The following is a 16,308-nucleotide window of genomic DNA, read 5'->3' as shown; positions in this document are numbered from 1 at the left end:
AGGCTCGCTTGCGCCGTGCCCACCATGTTCTTGTTACGCTGCAAGATGGTGGGCACGCTGCGCTTTGCCCACCCTACGGGAGCGGGTTATGACGCCACCATCTCGCGCGGTTGCTCAGCCCGCTCCATCACAAAGCCCTCATAGCCCTTGGCGGCGACGTCGTTGCAGATCTGCCGGTACGGCCCGACGCCACCGATATAGGGCATGAAGATGCGCGGCTTGCCGGGCACGTTGGCGCCCATGTACCAGGAATTGGCCTGCGGATAGAGCGTGGTGGCGGCGACCTCGTTGACGTGGGTAACCCATTTGTCCTCCGCGTCGACTGTCGCCTCCATCGTGTCGAGGCCGCGGCCGCGCATATAGGTCATGCAGTCAGTGATCCAGTCGACATGCTGCTCGATCGAGACGATCATGTTCGACAGCACCGAGGGGCTGCCGGGGCCGGTGACAACGAAGAGATTGGGAAAGCCGGCGCTCATCAGGCCGAGATAGGTGCGCGGTCCGGCGGCCCATTTTTGATTGAGCGTCTGCCCGTCGCGGCCCCTGATATCGATCTTCGCCACCGAGCCCGTCATGGCGTCGAAGCCGGTCGCTAGCACGAGTGCATCGACCTCGTAATCCCTGCCCGCGACGCGCACCGCGTTTTCGGTGATCTCCTCGATCGGATTCGATTTGATATCGACCAGCGTCACGTTTGGGCGGTTGAAGGTCGCGAAATAATCCGTGTCGATGCAGATGCGCTTGGAGCCGATCGGATGGTTGTTCGGCTGCAGCAACTCTGCGGTCTTCTGATCCTTGACGATTTCCGCAATCTTGTCGCGGACGAAACTGGCGGCGGTGTCGTTGGCGGCCTTGTCCAGCGCGAGGTTGTTGTAGACCGACATGAAGGTGAGCCCGCCGCGAGTCCAGCGCGCCTCATACTTCGAACGACGCTCGTTGTCGCCGTCATCAAGCGCGCCGCGGTCCGGCATCTCGGTATAGATGCCGTTCTTCGCGACTTCGCGCGCAAAGCGCCTGATCTCGGGATAGTTGTCGCGGAATTTTTGCCGCTCTTCCTGCGTCAGCGGCGCGTTGCGGGCGGGAATGGAAAAGTTCGCGGTGCGCTGGAAAACCGTAAGATGCCTCGCCTGCTCGGCAATGACCGGCACCGACTGGATGCCCGACGACCCCGTGCCGATGACGCCGACGCGCTGGCCGGTGAAATCGACTTCCGCATGCGGCCAGTGGCCGGTGTGGTAGACTTTGCCCTTGAAGCGATCGAGGCCGTTGATGTCGGGCATCCGCGCGTTCGACAGGCAGCCGGTGGCGAGCACGACGAATTTTGCCGTCACCGTCCTGCCGTCGGAGGTCGAGACCGACCAGAGGCTGGTGACCTCATCGAACGCGGCGCGCTCGACGCGGGTATTGAACTGGATGTCCTTTCGCAAATCGAAACGATCCGCGACGTGGTTGGCGTATTTTAAAATCTCCGGCTGCGGCGCGTAGCGCTCGCTCCAGTCCCATTCCTGCTGCAGCTCTTCCGAAAACGAATAGGAGTACTGCATGCTCTCGACGTCGCAGCGCGCGCCGGGATAGCGGTTCCAATACCAGGTGCCGCCAACGCCCGAGCCCTGCTCGTAGACCCGCGCCGTCATCCCCTGCCCGCGCAACCGGTGCAGCATGTACATGCCGGCAAAGCCCGCACCGACCACGACGACATCGTAGCTCTCGGACGATTTGGCGGTAACGGAAGACGTCGCAGACATGAAAACTCCCTGAAAGATTATCTCGTTTGCCCGTCAGCATTCTATCGATAGCGTCAAAGCGCAAGACGCAAATCGGCGGCATGGCATTGCATATTTTGCGCGGTGGAATGTTTGCCCCTCATGACGAGGAGCAAGGCCGCTTGGCATGCAAGCCTCCGATGGGCTAGCGTCTTGCGGAAAGCCGAGCAGCAATCTGGAATGCTGCCGCCGGGAGGACAAGCCATGAAATCGCCGATCTGTGACATGCTGGGAATCGAATTTCCGCTGCTCGCCTTCAGTCATTGCCGCGACGTCGTGGCCGCCGTCAGCCGCGCCGGCGGGTTTGGCGTGCTGGGCGCGACCGCGCATTCGCCTGAAACCATCGAGCAGGAACTGAAATGGATCGACGATCACACCGACGGCAAACCCTACGGGCTCGACGTGCTGATACCCGAAAACATTTCGACCGCGGGTGAAAAGGACGTCACCTGGAAGAGCCTGGAAGCGCGGATCTCACCGCAGCATCGCGACTTCACCCGCAACCTCCTGAAGAAATACGGCATTGAGCTGACGACGACCAACGTCGCCGACAACCAGCCGCAGCCGTTCGACGCGCAGCGCGCGCTCGATGTGCTCGAGGTCTCCTTCCGTCACCCGATCAAGCTGATCGCGAACGCGCTCGGCGTGCCGCCGAAGCAGATGATCGACATGGGCCGCAAGCATGGCGTGCCGGTTGCAGCACTCGTTGGTTCGAAGGAGCACGCGCTGCGGCAGGTCGCAGCCGGTGTCGACATTCTGGTTGCCCAGGGCACCGAGGCCGGCGGCCACTGTGGCGAGGTCTCGACCATGGTGCTGGTGCCTGAAGTGATAAAAGCGATCAGGCCGGTGCGCGACGTGCCGGTGCTGGCTGCGGGCGGCATCATGACCGGACGGCAGATGGCGGCGTGCATGGCGATGGGCGCGGCCGGCGCCTGGACCGGATCGGTGTGGCTGGCGACGGTGGAATCCGAAACGACCGAGATCTTCCGCGAGAAGATGATCGCGGCCTCCTCGCGCGACGCAGTCCGTTCCAAGGGCCGCACCGGCAAGCCGGCGCGGCAATTGCGTTCGGTGTGGACGGATGCGTGGGATCGTGGGCCGGACAGCCCCGGCGCGCTGCCGATGCCGCTGCAAAGCATCATCAGCCGCGACGCCTTCAATTCGATCGACCGCGCCGCCGCTGCCGGCAACGCGCAGGCGCGCGATCTCGTCAGCTATTTTGTGGGACAGGGCGTTGGCCTGATCGACAGCGTGAAGTCGGCCGGCGCGGTCGTGCAGGAATTCAAGGAAGATTTTGCCGATGCGGTGGAGCATATGAATATGCTGATGGAGGAGTGATTACAAACCTCCCGTAGGTGGCAAAGCGAAGCGTGCCCACCACCTCCGAGCAAGACGTTAGATGGTGGGCACGGCGCAAGTGCGCCTTTGCCCACCCTACGAGTTCTTCGCTCGCAATGACGGAACAACGAGCTGAGAATTTACTCACAGAAAGCGAAACAAGAAAAAATGCCGAACTCTCCCCTTCCCGAAGACCGCATTCCCGTCATCGTCGGCGTCGGCGAAATCGTCGACCGGCCCAAGGACATCGCTGATGGCCTCGAGCCGATGGCGCTGCTCGAACAGGCGGTGCGGCGCGCGGAAGCCGATAGTGGCGCAAAGCTGCTCGGCGAGCTCGGCTCGCTCGACGTGGTCAACTTCCTGAGCTGGCGCTACCGCGATCCGGAGAAGCAGCTCGCAGCAAAGCTCGGTGCCAATCCGGCGCATTGCTACTACGGCCCGGTCGGCGGCGAGAGCCCGATCCGCTACATTCACGAAGCGGCACAGCGCATTGCGCGCGGCGAGTGCAGCGTGGCCGCGGTCTGCGGCGCGGAAGCGCAGTCGACCGCGACCAAGGCCGAGCGCGGCGGCATCTCGCTGCCGTGGACGCCATTCGCCCACGACGTCGAGGAGCCCAAGCGCGGCGCGGCATTTCAGAAACCGATGGCGGTGAAGCTCGGCGTATTCAGACCGATCACCGTCTATCCGCTGTATGAATCCGCGACCTCGGCGCATTGGGGCCAGACGCCGCGCGAGGCGCTCGCCGAATCCGGCGAACTGTGGTCGACCTATGCACGCGTCGCGTCCGGGAATGAAAATTCATGGCTGAAAAAGCGTTTTGCGCCGGACGAGATCATCACGCCGACGCCGGACAACCGGCTGATCGCCTGGCCCTACACAAAGCTGATGGTAGCCAATCCGACCGTGAACATGGGCGGCGCGGTTCTGTTGACGTCGCTCGCCAAGGCACGCGCGGCCGGCGTATCAGAGGATCGCCTGATCTATCCGATTGGCGGCGCCTCGGCGGAAGAGCCGCGCGATTACCTCGTGCGCGACCAGTTCTATGAAAGCCATCCGCAGAACGCCGTGCTGAAGGCGGTGATGGACCTCGTCGAGGGCGACGGCAGGAAGTTCGACGCGATCGAGCTCTATAGCTGCTTCCCCTGCGTGCCCAAGATGGCGCGGCGGACGCTGGGCTTGGGCCGCGACGTGCAGCCAACGGTGACCGGCGGGCTCACCTTCTTCGGCGCGCCGCTCAACACTTATATGACGCACGCGGCGGTGGCGATGGTGCGCAAGCTGCGTCAGAGCGGCAAGCTCGGCCTGCTCTACGGCCAAGGCGGCTTTGTCACCAAGCATCACGGCCTGGTGCTGTCGCGCGAAGCGCCGAAGGCGGCGCTGAAACAGGAAACCAGCGTGCAGGCCGAGGCCGACCGCAACCGCCGCAAAGTGCCGGAGTTCGTCACCGAAGCCTCGGGCAAAGGCAAGGTCGAAGCCTTCACCGTGATCTACAAGGGCAAGGGCGACGTCGAGCATGGCGTCGTGATGCTGCGCACCGAGGCCGATGCGCGGGCACTCGCCCGCATCCCCGCCAATGACGAGAAGACACTGAAGCATTTGCTGAACATGGACCAGACGCCGGTGGGGACGGTCGGCGACGTCGTTGCGGCCGATGATGGGGTGCTGGAGTGGCGCGTGGGATAAATGCGCTCCGCCGTCATGGCCGGGCTTGTCCAGGCTTGTCCCGGCCATGACGAGCAAGAGAACGCGCTGTCGTCTCACCAGCTCATGCTGGCAGCCCCCGTCAGGCCGCCCGCACGGTATCCAGGAACTTGCCGACTTCCAGCTTGAGGCGATTGCTGTCCGCGGAAAGCGACTGCGCCGCCGACAGCACCTGTGCGGAGGCTGAGCCGGTCTCGCCGGCGCCGCGCTGCACGTCGGTGATGTTGGCGGAGACCTGCTGGGTGCCGTGAGCGGCCTGCTGGACGTTGCGGGAGATTTCCTGGGTGGCGGCGCCCTGCTCTTCCACGGCGGCCGCAATCGTCGAAGCGATCTCGGCCAGCCGTTCGATGGTGCCGCTGATTTCCTTGATCGCGCTGACCGACTCCTGGGTAGCGCCCTGGATGCCGGTGATCTGCTGGCCGATCTCGCCGGTCGCTTTCGCAGTCTGCTCGGCGAGCGCCTTCACTTCGGATGCGACGACCGCAAAGCCGCGGCCGGCCTCGCCGGCGCGCGCCGCCTCGATGGTGGCGTTGAGCGCCAACAAATTGGTTTGCCCTGCGATGGTGTTGATGAGTTCGACGACGTCACCGATGCGGGCTGCCGCCTTCGACAGTTCGCTGACGCGGTCGTTGGTGACGCGGGCCTGGTCGACGGCCTCGCCGGCCATCCGCGCCGAGGCCTGCACCTGACGGCTGATCTCGTTGACGGACGACGACAGTTCCTCCGTCGCCGATGCGACCGACTGCACATTGGTGGAAGCCTCTTCAGAGGCCGCGGCCACCATGGTCGTCACCTGCTGGGCGCGTTCGGCGGTTGCCGTCAGCGTGCCGGCAGAGGCTTCGAGCTCGGTGGATGCCGACGAGACGGTTTCGACGATCTCGCCAACGGCTGCCTCGAAGGAATCCGCAAGCCTGACCATCTCGGCCTTGCGCTGTTGCGCCGCGATCTGGTCCTGCTTCATCTTGGCTTCCGCTTCGTCACGGGCCTTCTGCTCCGAGACGACCTTGAATTTCTCGACGGCGCCGGCCACAGCACCGAGTTCATCCCTGCGCCCGAGGCCCGGCAGCACCACGGCGAAATTGCCGCCCGCAAGCTCTTCCATCGATACGCTCAAGGCGCGCATCGGCCGGGCGATGGTGAAGAAGGACAATATGCTGGTCGCGATCAGCAGCAGGATCGTGCCGATGCCCAAGGCAAGGGCTTCCCATTCCGTCGCGGCCATTTCCCGCTCAGCCTGCGCGGTCTGCTCGTCCAGCCTGTGCTTGGCGAAATCGGCGATCTGGTTGGCAAGCGGCTCAAGCTCGGCTGCGATCGGCAGCGTCACTTCGCGGGCAATACGCACGATCTCTTCGTTCAACCTGGCAACCTTCGCAGCCGCTTCGGCGCCGCCGCCCGCCGCAGCAATAGCTTCACTACGAACGGCCACAATCTGCTGGGCGGCCTTCGAATAATCCTCCGCGCGTACCTTGAGCTTCTCGATGCGCGCCTTGTTCTCGGCGGACTTCGACAGCCTGTGCATTTCATCGGTGAATTTGTTCGCCGACTCAAGGTGGGCGGCTATGTATTCATTGGCCTTCTGCAGGTCTGCCGCCGTGTTGGCGAGGCGAAGGTCGCGGACGCCAATCTGCATGCCACGGATCGATGCCTTGGCGTCTATCGCACTGCGCGCGATCGTCTGTTGCGCCGCCATGCGGACGTTGACGTCGCGCATCGCAGCGTTGGCCCAGATCTGGACAATCACCATCGTGGCGACGAGCAGCACGCCGAGGGCTGAAGCGATGCCGAGTTTGGCGCCGATCGACAGGTTGAGGATGAATCGGGACATGGCCTTGCGTCCTTCAAATCGGGGAAATCGCAACACGACCGCCTGTTTCCCGCACGGCGGGATCACGGTTGAAGAAGCGCCGGGCCAATTTGGACGAGCCGGTTCGTTACGACCGAAGGGCTCCTGTGGCGAATGACCACAGAGCGGCACCCATGATGCCACGGTCCCATGCAGTGGTTAACCAGTGTCTAACGTACCGCGGATGACGGTAGTCTTACGGAACCGCGCCGTCGTCATCATGATGGGTCATTGGTTTGCTTGCGTGCCGCCGACAATGTCTGCTGCGGCGTTTCGCCAAACAAGTCGCGGTAGAGAGAGGTGAACTCGCCCATGTGCCAGAAGCCATTTGCGAGCGCGACCGCCTTGATCGATTGCGGCGGAGCTCCGTGCACCAGTTGTTGACGCACATTCCACAATCGCCGCAGCCGCATGTAGCGATGCATACTCATGCCGCGAATGGCAACCACGGCGTTATGCAGCGTCCGTACAGAGACCCCGAGTTGCCGCGCTACGTCGGCGCTGTACAGCGTCTTGCCGCTACTTTCGGCCACGAACTCGTCGAGCTTCCGGACCAGCGCCAGATAGTGGCTAAGACTCAGGCGCTTGGCTTCGGGTGTGGGCGATGCCGCAGCCATCGCCAGATCGAACGATTGCAGGATCGATTCTTCAACGTGCTCGATGACGTTCGGCTGTGCGAAAGTATCGGGCGAATGCGAAGCGAGCGTCAAGACATCGCGAACCGTCGCCCGCAGCGTCTCGCATTTGTCCGGCTGCGTCGCGATCAATTGAGCGGCATCGGCATCGCCCGGCCAATCGCGATCGTCGATGGAAGCGAAATTCACAAGCGCGACCAGATTGGCCTGCTGCTCCACGATCTCACACGTCGCGGTACCCTTGACCAGGAGCAAAGACGGCGCGCGGGCTTCAACGCCGTTGATGATCAACGAAGTCGCATCGTCCATCGTTAAGCCGACAATCGCGCCGGTGGTGGAATACTGCATCTGCAGGATTCGCGGGAATGTCCGCTGCAGATAGACCCAACAGGACTTCAGCTTCAGCGAGGCGAAAGCGGCGGCGAAGTCCTTGGCGTCGATCGGAATGCTTTTGGCATCGCCCAGTCCCTCGATGCTCCGGAAATGATCGACGTCCGGAGACCGGCTGATCTTTACGAATCTGGACTCACGTAGTTCATCAAGCAACGACACGCGGCGATCATCCGAGCCATCGGCAGCGATCCATGGGAGATCTTCTGGCACCAGACCTTTTGACATCAAATCGTCACGATGCCTTTGCGTATTACCACTTTTTCCCGATTCCGGAAGTTCGTTCGCCACATTTGGCCCCAGTTTCGCTCAGGGCGATTGGTCGACACGTGCCGCAATCGCAATTTCACGATCTAGGGATGTCTCCTGCTCCTCTTGCAGCCAAAACCCGGCTGCTCCACGGCAGTTCGCGTGTTTCCGATTCGAAGCGGTCTCGAAGCCGGCATCAGAAGCCGGCTTCGGAGCGAACAATCAGGACGAGCTCAGGCCGCCCGCACCGAGTCAAGGAAGCGGCCGACCTCGAGCTTGAGGCGGTTGGAGTCGCCCGAGAGCGACCGCGCCGCCGAAAGCACCTGCGAGGACGCCGATCCGGTTTCGCTGGCGCCGCGCTGCACGTCGGTAATGTTGGACGACACCTGCTGGGTGCCGGTGGCCGCCTGCTGCACGTTGCGGGAGATTTCCTGCGTCGCGGCGCCCTGCTCTTCCACGGCGGCCGCAATCGTCGACGAGATCTCGGACAGTTTTTCGATCGTGCCGCTGATCGCCTGGATGGCGTTGACCGACTCCTGGGTGGCGGCCTGGATGCCGGTGATCTGTTGCCCGATCTCGCCGGTGGCCTTTGCGGTCTGCTCGGCCAGCGCCTTGACCTCGGAGGCCACGACAGCGAAGCCGCGGCCGGCCTCGCCGGCGCGCGCCGCCTCGATGGTGGCGTTGAGCGCCAACAGGTTGGTCTGGCCCGCGATGGTGTTGATCAGTTCGACGACGTCGCCGATACGGGTTGCCGCCTTCGACAATTCGCTGACGCGTTCGTTGGTGATACGCGCCTGATCCACGGCGTCATTGGCCATCCGCGCCGATTCCTGCACCTGACGGCTGATCTCGGTGACGGACGACGCCATCTCCTCGGTCGCCGACGCCACCGACTGCACATTGGTCGAGGCTTCCTCGGAAGCCGCCGCAACGGTGGTCGCGAGTTCCTGCGCGCGTTCGGCGGTCGCCGTGAGCGTGCCCGCCGAAACCTCGAGCTGGCTGGACGCCGACGACACGGTCTCGACGATACGGCCCACCGCAGCCTCGAAGTCATTGGCCATCTTGTTCATGTCCGCCTTGCGGCTTGTCGCCGTGCGGGTCTCGGCCTCGCGCTGTTCGGCCTCCAACGTCTTTTGGGCGAGAGCGTTGCTCTTGAACACCTCCACCGCCTTGGCCATCTCGCCGATCTCGTCGCCCCGTCCGACACCGGGCACCTCGACGGCAAGGTTGCCGCTGGCGAGATCGTTCATCGCTGCCGTCATCCGCTGCAGCGGCGCGGCGACGCTCCGCGCCACGAACACCGACACCACGAGGGTAAACAGCAGGATCACACCCGCCACCATCAGGGAGCGCTGGGTCGAGGCCCAGGTCTGCGCCGTCAGGTCGTCGATATACACGCCGGTGCCGACGACCCAGTTCCATGGCGCAAAGCCGACCACATAGGACAGTTTCGGTTGCGGCTTGTCGAAGCCGGGCTTGGGCCATTCATAGGGGACGAAGCCCGAGCCGCCGTTTTTGACGGCATTGACGAAATCGACGAACAGCAGCTTGCCGTTCGGATCCTTGTAGGCCGACAGATCATTGCCATTCATTTCCGGCTTGATCGGATGCATCACCATCTTCGGATGCATGTCGTTGATCCAGTAATAGTCGTTGTTGCCGTAACGGAGCGCGCCGATTCGCGCCATCGCCCGCTTCTGCGCGTCGGCGTCCGAAACGCCGCCCTTCTGCGCCGCGGCATGCTCTTCCTTGATGATGCCGAGCACGAGGTCGCCGAGGTGCCGCAGCTCGATCTGCTTCTGCTGACTGAGACTCGACGCCAGCTCCCGGGAGTCGAGGAAGGCAATGCCCAGGAGCCCGACGAAGCCGAGGCAAATGAGGGCATAGATCTTTCGGCCAACCGTCATCCTGGCCCGACTTACCATTGCAAACATGCTCGAATCTCCACGCGACGACGAAGGTCGTCCGCCCCATTGCGCGGAATCGTATAGGTCAGCCGCTTTCTACCCGTTAATTTTGTAATCAGTAGATATACGGAGTTCGGTTAACCTCGCGCGGCCAGGCACCTCTCGCAGTTTTTATCTCGCCGGGTTCCGAACGGCAAAAAGCCTGCCTCTTGTTGAGAGGCAGGCCTTTCTTCTGAAGCCCATCGGTAACTAGGCCGCGCGCACCGAGCCGAGGAACTTGCCGACCTCGCGCTTGAGACGGCCGGAGTCGGACGACAGCGACTGCGCGGCCGAGAGCACTTGCGATGAAGCCGAACCGGTTTCGCCGGCGCCGCGCTGCACGTCGGTGATGTTGGAAGAAACCTGCTGGGTTCCGCGCGCAGCCTGCTGCACGTTGCGGGAGATTTCCAGCGTGGCCGCGCCCTGCTCTTCCACGGCGGCTGCAATGGTCGAAGAGATCTCCGACAGCTTCTCGATGGTAGAGCTGATCGCCTGGATCGCTCCGACCGACTCTTCCGTCGCGGCCTGGATGCCGGTGATCTGCTGACCGATCTCGCCGGTCGCCTTCGAGGTCTGTTCGGCCAGCGCCTTTACCTCGGAGGCCACGACGGCAAAACCGCGGCCGGCGTCGCCGGCGCGCGCCGCTTCGATGGTGGCGTTGAGCGCCAGGAGATTGGTCTGCTCGGCGATGGTGTTGATGAGTTCGACCACCGCGCCGATGCGGGCAGCGGCCTTCGACAGTTCGCTGACGCGGTTATTGGTAGTGCGGGCCTGATCGACGGCCTCATTGGCCATCCGCGCAGATTCCTGAACCTGACGGCCGATCTCGGTGATCGACGACGCCATCTCTTCGGTGGAAGAGGCCACCGACTGCACATTGGTGGAGGCTTCCTCGGACGCAGCGGCCACCATCGTGGTCAGTTCCTGGGCGCGTTCGGCGGTCGTCGTCAGCGTGCCGGCGGCGTTTTCGAGGTCGGTCGAGGCCGACGACACCGTCTCCACGATGTTGCCGATCGCGCCTTCGAAATCGTCGGCGAGCTTGATCATTTCGGCCTTGCGCCGCTGCGCCGCGACCAGGTCCTGCTGGACCTTGGCTTCGGCTTCCTCGCGCGCCTTCTGCTCGGCGTTCTCGCGAATGACAGTCACCGTCTTGGCGAGGTCGCCGATTTCGTCGCCGCGGGTCGCACCGGGGATCTCGACTTCGAGATTGCCGCCGGCCATCTCACCCAGCGCACCGTTCAGGCGCGTCATCGGACGCGCGACACCCATGAACGAGAATACCACGGAGGCGATCAGCGACGCGACGACGATGATCGCCATGATCAGGTTGATCTGGTTGGCGCGCTCGGTGTCGGCCATGACCTCATCCTTCGAGGTCCTGGCATCCTTCTGCGCGCCGGCGACGGTTGCCTCCATCAGATCGGCGACATCAGCGGCGGCCTTGACGGTGCGGTTGGCGATGATGTCGTTCTTGACCTGCTCGGTCTTTACCGCTTCCTCATTGGCCGCGAGGAAGCGCTTGACGATCGAAGACAGGTTGCTGACCACGACCAGCAGGTCCCGGTCGTCGGCCTCGCCGCGCAGCTTGTTGAAGATATCCTTCAGCGAGGCCTCGGTCTTGGCCATCTCCGTGACCAGGTTGGCATCACCGGTGGCGCCGAGCTTCCAGGCACCAGCCCGCAGCGCGTTCACCTTGCCATCGGCCTGGAACAGCAGGCGCTCGATCTCGAGGCGGTTGTCCAGCTTCTGCATGGCCGGCAGCTTCATCTGCGTATCGACGGCCTTGTTCCATTCCTCCGAGACCACCGAGCGCTTGTCGATCTGCGTCAGCAGCGTCGCCTGCGCCTTGGCGAGATCTTCCACGGCAGCGGCAAAGCCTTCCATCAGGGATTTCGTCTTCTGTAGACGCTCCTTGGCGTCCGCTTGCTGGGCCATCGCCAGCGCCGCCTCCAGCTCCTTTGCCGCGCTCGCCTTGTGGCGCTGCAAATCGGCGAGGGCTTTTTCGACTTCAGCCGGCTTTCTCGACAGGCGGACGTCGCCGGCGGCCAGCTGAATCTTGCGCAGGTCGATATGCGCGGCGAGCGCACTATTCGCAACCTGCTGCGACCGGTTGGCGCGCTCGCTGGCTTCCTCGATCTTCGCTTCGGTGACCATCTGGTTGGCCACCATGCCGATCGCCAGCAGGACGCCGACCGCCCCGGCCAAGCCCAATTTGTTTCCGATGCGGTTGAGCTTGATCATGTCGACGACCCCAAATTCTTCTGAATCAGTTTTTCCGGAGACGGAATTTGCGACGAACGGACCGGCAACCTGCGCATGCAAATCCCGAAGATGCGGGCCAGCGTAGTGGTGATCGGTTAATTTCCGCTTGCGAGACACTACGGATTGTCAGACCGGGGTTGCAGTTCGACCAACTTCGCGCCATGCGCGAAAAAAAGCCCGGCTCCCTGTCCGAAAGCCGGACCTTATCGTCTGCCGTCGGCCGGTCGTCAGGCTGCCCGGACCGACTCCAGAAACTTGCCGACCTCGAGCCGGAGGCGGTTGCTGTCGCCCGACAGCGACTGCGCCGCCGACAGCACCTGGGACGAGGCCGCGCCGGTCTCGCTGGCGCCGCGCTGCACGTCGGTGATGTTGCTGGAGACCTGCTGGGTGCCCCGCGCCGCCTGCTGCACGTTGCGGGAGATTTCCTGGGTAGCGGCGCCCTGCTCTTCCACGGCAGCCGCAATCGCGGAGGAGATTTCCGCCAGCCGTTCGATGGTGCCGCTGATTTCCTTGATCGCGTTCACGGACTCCTGGGTCGCGCCCTGGATGCCGTTAATCTGCTGGCTGATCTCGCCGGTGGCCTTTGCGGTCTGTTCGGCCAGCGCCTTGACCTCCGAGGCCACGACCGCAAAGCCGCGCCCGGCATCACCGGCGCGCGCGGCCTCGATGGTGGCGTTGAGCGCGAGCAAATTGGTCTGGCCTGCAATGGTGTTGATGAGTTCGACCACGTCGCCGATCCGGCCGGCCGCCTTGGACAATTCGCTGACGCGGTTGTTGGTGACGCGGGCCTGACCGACGGCATCGGTCGCCATCCGGGCCGACTCCTGCACCTGGCGGCCGATCTCGGTGACCGAGGAGGAAAGCTCCTCGGTCGCCGACGCCACCGACTGCACGTTGGCGGAGGCTTCGCCGGAGGCCGAGGCTACGGTCGAGGTCAGCGTCTGCGAGCGCTCGGCAGTCGCCGACAGCGTGCCGGCGGATGCTTCGAGCTGGGTCGAGGCCGACGACACCGTCTGCACGATCTCGCCGATTATGCTTTCGAAATTGCGGGTAATGCCGTCGACCCGCCGGCCGCGCTCGATCTTGGCTTCGGCGTCGGCGGCGGCGGCCTGATCGGCGGCCTTCTTGGCGATCAGCGCTTGCTTGAACACCTGTAAGGTGTCGGCCATCGCACCGATTTCAGTCTTCTCGCCCTGATGCGGCACGTCGGCGCTGAGATCGCCGTTGCCCAGCGCCTGCATCGGCATGACGATGGAGGCAATGCCGATCGAGACGTCCCGGACCAGATAGGCGCTGATGGCAATACCGGCGATGACGGCAGCCCCGAGGATCAGAGCCAGCATCATGAGCGCGGCGTCAAAGCTGTCAGCCGCTTGGCTCGCCGCCTTGTCAGCACCGGCGTTGTTGAGGTCGATGTCCTTTTTCAGCACCGCATCGGCCTTGAGCCCGATCTTGTTGACCGTCTGGGTGTTCAAATCGTGAGCTTCAGTGGGAATCCTGCCGGCCGCATTGCGCGACAGCTCCATCACTTCCTGGGTGCCCTTCTTGTAGCTTTCCCACAGCCTGACCCATTCATTGTACAGCGCGCGCTCTTCCGCCGAGGTGATCAGCGGCTCATAGGCGGCGCGGATCTTGTTGTTGCTCTCGACGACCATCGCGAGTGTTTTTTCCTCCGCCAGCTTCTCTTCAAGCGTCTCGGACAGCATGTGCTCGCGGATCACGTTGCGATAGGTGATGACGCTGGCGCGCAGGTCGCCCAGCACGCGGACGCTCGGCAGCCAACCCGTCGAGATGTCGACCGTGTTGGCATTGATGGCCCGCATGTTCCGGACGGCGAGCAGGCCCATGCCCGTCATCGCGACGAGCAGGAAGGCGACCACGGCGATGATCTTGGTGCGGATCGAATAGCGGGCGAGCATGGCGGAATCTCTTGGTTTTGGGCGTACGGGTACACGCCGGATGGAAAAGCCGAGGAGTTGGAAAAGAGGGATGCCTGCGAAATATCAAACCCGACGCGCCCTCAGGTTGAGTTAATGCGCGTCGGTACAAATACCTACGCGACAGACCTCACCAGGAAATGAATGTCGGCTTGAGGCGATCAGCGCATCAGCTTCAGCGCGTCGGAGAAGAACTCCGGTCCACCGAAATTGCCTGACTTCAGGGCAAGCAGCATCTCGCCTTTGTCGGCGCCGACAGTGCGCAAAACCGGCACGCCTGCAGCGATTTCTTCGCCTACGAGAAAGCCGGGAAGGCGCAGGCGATCGACGACGGCGCCTGAAGTTTCGCCACCGGCGACCACCAGCCGCCGCACGCCTGAGCGCTCCAGGCCTTCGGCGATATCGGCCATTGCCTGTTCGATGGCATGTCCGGCTGCATCGCGGCCATGCCTGGATTGCAGAGCTGAAACCTGATCCGGCGTCGAGCTGCTGGCGATCAGGATTGGCCCGTCGGTGATTCGGTCGCTCGCCCAGGCCAGCGCGCGGCGGGCCTCGGCGGGGCCGGCGATGATCTGCTCGGGGTCGAGATGCAAAACGGGCATCGTCTTTTCGGCGTTGGCAATCTGCGCCAGCGTCGCCTGCGAGCAGCTCCCCGCGAGGCACACCGCCGGTCCACCGACCGGCGCGCCTGATACCGCGCCCGCGGCGGTAGCCTTGACCTTGCCGGAGGCGACCAGCGCCCGCGCGAGGCCGAGGCCGATGCCGGATGCACCCACCGACAGGCGGTGATCCAGCGCGACGGCGCCGATGGTTTCGAGGTCCCGATCAAAGACGGCGTCGATGATAACAGCGCCGATGCCCTTGCCCGAGAGATCGGCGAGGCGCCCGCGAACCGCCTCCGCGCCGCGCGACAGGGTGGCGAGATCGGCCAGTCCGACCTTGGTCCGGCTCTGGCGCGCCAGCACCCGCACCAGATTGGAGTCGTGCATAGGGTTGAGCGGATGGTCCTTCAACGGGCTTTCGTTCAGCGGCACGGAACCGACGAACAGGTTGCCCTGATAGACGGTGCGGCCGGTTTCCGGAAAGGCCGGCGTCACCAGCACGATCGCATCGCCGGAATCCGTGCGCAGCGCGTCCATCACCGGGCCGATATTGCCTGCATCGGTGGAATCGAAGGTCGAGCAGATCTTGAACAGCACATGGCCGGCGCCGCGACCGCGCAGCCATTTTTCCGCGGCGCGCGAGCGATCCACCGCGACATCAGCCTCGATCGAGCGGCTCTTGAGGGAGACCACGACCGCATCGACTTCAGGCAGCGCCAGATCGTCCGATGGCACGCCGATGGTCTGCACCGTGCGCAGGCCCTGACGGGTCAGCGTGTTGGCGAGATCGGAGGCGCCGGTATAGTCGTCCGCGATGCAGCCCAGAGACAGTTTCACGATTTTGCTCCGGCATAGGGCTTGAACCAGCCAAGTCCGTCGACGGTCTTGCCGCGCGGGTTGTACTCGCAGCCGACAAAGCCGCCGTAGCCGAGCCGGTCGAGCTCAGTGAACAGGAACGGATAGTTCAGTTCCTCGCCGTCGGGTTCGTTGCGCGAGGGAATGCTGGCGATCTGGACGTGGCCTGTGATCGGCATCATCTCGCGCAGCCGCATGGTGACGTCGCCGTGGATGATCTGGCAGTGGTAGATGTCGAACTGCAGTTTCAGGTTTGAAATCTTCAGCTCGGTAATCAGATCGCGGGCGAAGCCGAAATCGTTGAGAAAATATCCCGGCACGTTGCGCGAATTGATCGGCTCGATCACGACATCGAGGCCGTGGGGCGCATAGAATTCCGCCGCCCACGCTACCGATTTGTAGAACTGCTCAACGGCCTTGGCGTTGCTACGGTCGGCAATACCCGCCATCAGATGCAGCCGATTGACACCAGTGGCTTTTGCGTAGGGCAAGGCCGTATCGAGGCTTCGCTTCAGATCGTCAAATCGCTCCGGCAGCGCGGCAAAGCCTTTTTCGCCGGCGTCCCAATTGCCCGGCGGCAAATTGAACAGCGCCTGTGTCAGGCCGTTCTTCTTCAGCCGCTCGCCGACAGCCTCCGCCGGATGATCGTAAGGAAACAGGAATTCGACCGCGGTGAAGCCGGCTTTCGCCGCAGCATCGAAGCGGTCGAGAAACGGAACTTCGGTGAACATCATGGAGAGATTGGCGGCAAAACGCGGCATCGAGCGTCCCCTTCTTGATCTTGCGA

Annotated in this window: 10 protein-coding genes; 2 read left to right on the top strand and 8 right to left on the bottom strand. The window is 63.5% G+C overall.

Annotated features, from left to right (window positions below; all coding sequences use genetic code 11):
- Nucleotides 1-86 precede the first annotated feature (86 nt).
- Nucleotides 87-1,745, bottom strand: coding sequence for a flavin-containing monooxygenase (locus LMTR21_RS10795; RefSeq protein WP_065756522.1), 1,659 nt, complete (start codon nucleotides 1,743-1,745; stop codon nucleotides 87-89).
- Between the two features lie 222 nt (nucleotides 1,746-1,967).
- Here LMTR21_RS10795 and LMTR21_RS10790 point away from each other — a divergent pair, with 222 nt between their 5' ends.
- Both LMTR21_RS10790 and LMTR21_RS10785 read left to right on the top strand, forming a co-directional pair.
- Nucleotides 1,968-3,101 (top strand): nitronate monooxygenase, encoded by a 1,134-nt coding sequence (locus tag LMTR21_RS10790; protein WP_065756523.1) that lies wholly within the window; start codon nucleotides 1,968-1,970, stop codon nucleotides 3,099-3,101.
- Between the two features lie 168 nt (nucleotides 3,102-3,269).
- Nucleotides 3,270-4,784, top strand: coding sequence for an acetyl-CoA acetyltransferase (locus LMTR21_RS10785; RefSeq protein ID WP_065756524.1), 1,515 nt, complete (start codon nucleotides 3,270-3,272; stop codon nucleotides 4,782-4,784).
- 100 nt (nucleotides 4,785-4,884) lie between these two features.
- Here LMTR21_RS10785 and LMTR21_RS10780 read toward each other — a convergent pair whose 3' ends face one another.
- From LMTR21_RS10780 to otnI, 7 genes are all read right to left on the bottom strand, one after another.
- A complete protein-coding gene (locus tag LMTR21_RS10780; RefSeq protein WP_141688648.1) occupies nucleotides 4,885-6,627 on the bottom strand; it encodes a methyl-accepting chemotaxis protein in 1,743 nt (580 codons plus the stop codon).
- 236 nt (nucleotides 6,628-6,863) lie between these two features.
- The gene (locus LMTR21_RS10775; protein WP_141688649.1) at nucleotides 6,864-7,961 is read right to left on the bottom strand and encodes a helix-turn-helix domain-containing protein; all 1,098 of its coding nucleotides are present in this window, start codon (nucleotides 7,959-7,961) and stop codon (nucleotides 6,864-6,866) included.
- A 191-nt stretch (nucleotides 7,962-8,152) separates the two neighbouring features.
- On the bottom strand, nucleotides 8,153-9,853 hold the full coding sequence (locus LMTR21_RS10770) for a methyl-accepting chemotaxis protein (protein WP_065756526.1): 1,701 nt from the start codon (nucleotides 9,851-9,853) through the stop codon (nucleotides 8,153-8,155).
- Between the two features lie 222 nt (nucleotides 9,854-10,075).
- Nucleotides 10,076-12,106: a methyl-accepting chemotaxis protein gene (locus LMTR21_RS10765; protein WP_246175430.1), complete on the bottom strand. Its 2,031-nt coding sequence runs from the start codon at nucleotides 12,104-12,106 to the stop codon at nucleotides 10,076-10,078.
- Between the two features lie 248 nt (nucleotides 12,107-12,354).
- Nucleotides 12,355-14,046 carry a methyl-accepting chemotaxis protein gene (locus tag LMTR21_RS10760; protein ID WP_065756527.1) on the bottom strand — a complete coding sequence of 564 codons (1,692 nt, stop codon included), beginning with the start codon at nucleotides 14,044-14,046 and terminating at the stop codon, nucleotides 12,355-12,357.
- A gap of 179 nt (nucleotides 14,047-14,225) precedes the next feature.
- The gene (otnK, locus tag LMTR21_RS10755) at nucleotides 14,226-15,503 is read right to left on the bottom strand and encodes a 3-oxo-tetronate kinase (protein ID WP_065756528.1); all 1,278 of its coding nucleotides are present in this window, start codon (nucleotides 15,501-15,503) and stop codon (nucleotides 14,226-14,228) included.
- Complete coding sequence (otnI, locus tag LMTR21_RS10750; protein WP_065756529.1) at nucleotides 15,500-16,282, bottom strand: 2-oxo-tetronate isomerase; 783 nt, start codon at nucleotides 16,280-16,282, stop codon at nucleotides 15,500-15,502. The genes otnK and otnI overlap by 4 nt, the downstream gene beginning before the upstream one ends.
- Nucleotides 16,283-16,308 lie beyond the last annotated feature (26 nt).

Origin of the sequence: Bradyrhizobium paxllaeri (assembly GCF_001693515.2) — a bacterium.
Classification (GTDB): domain Bacteria; phylum Pseudomonadota; class Alphaproteobacteria; order Rhizobiales; family Xanthobacteraceae; genus Bradyrhizobium; species Bradyrhizobium paxllaeri.
Note: the sequence above shows the minus strand (reverse complement) of the source record. Positions and strands in the feature narration are given on the sequence as shown.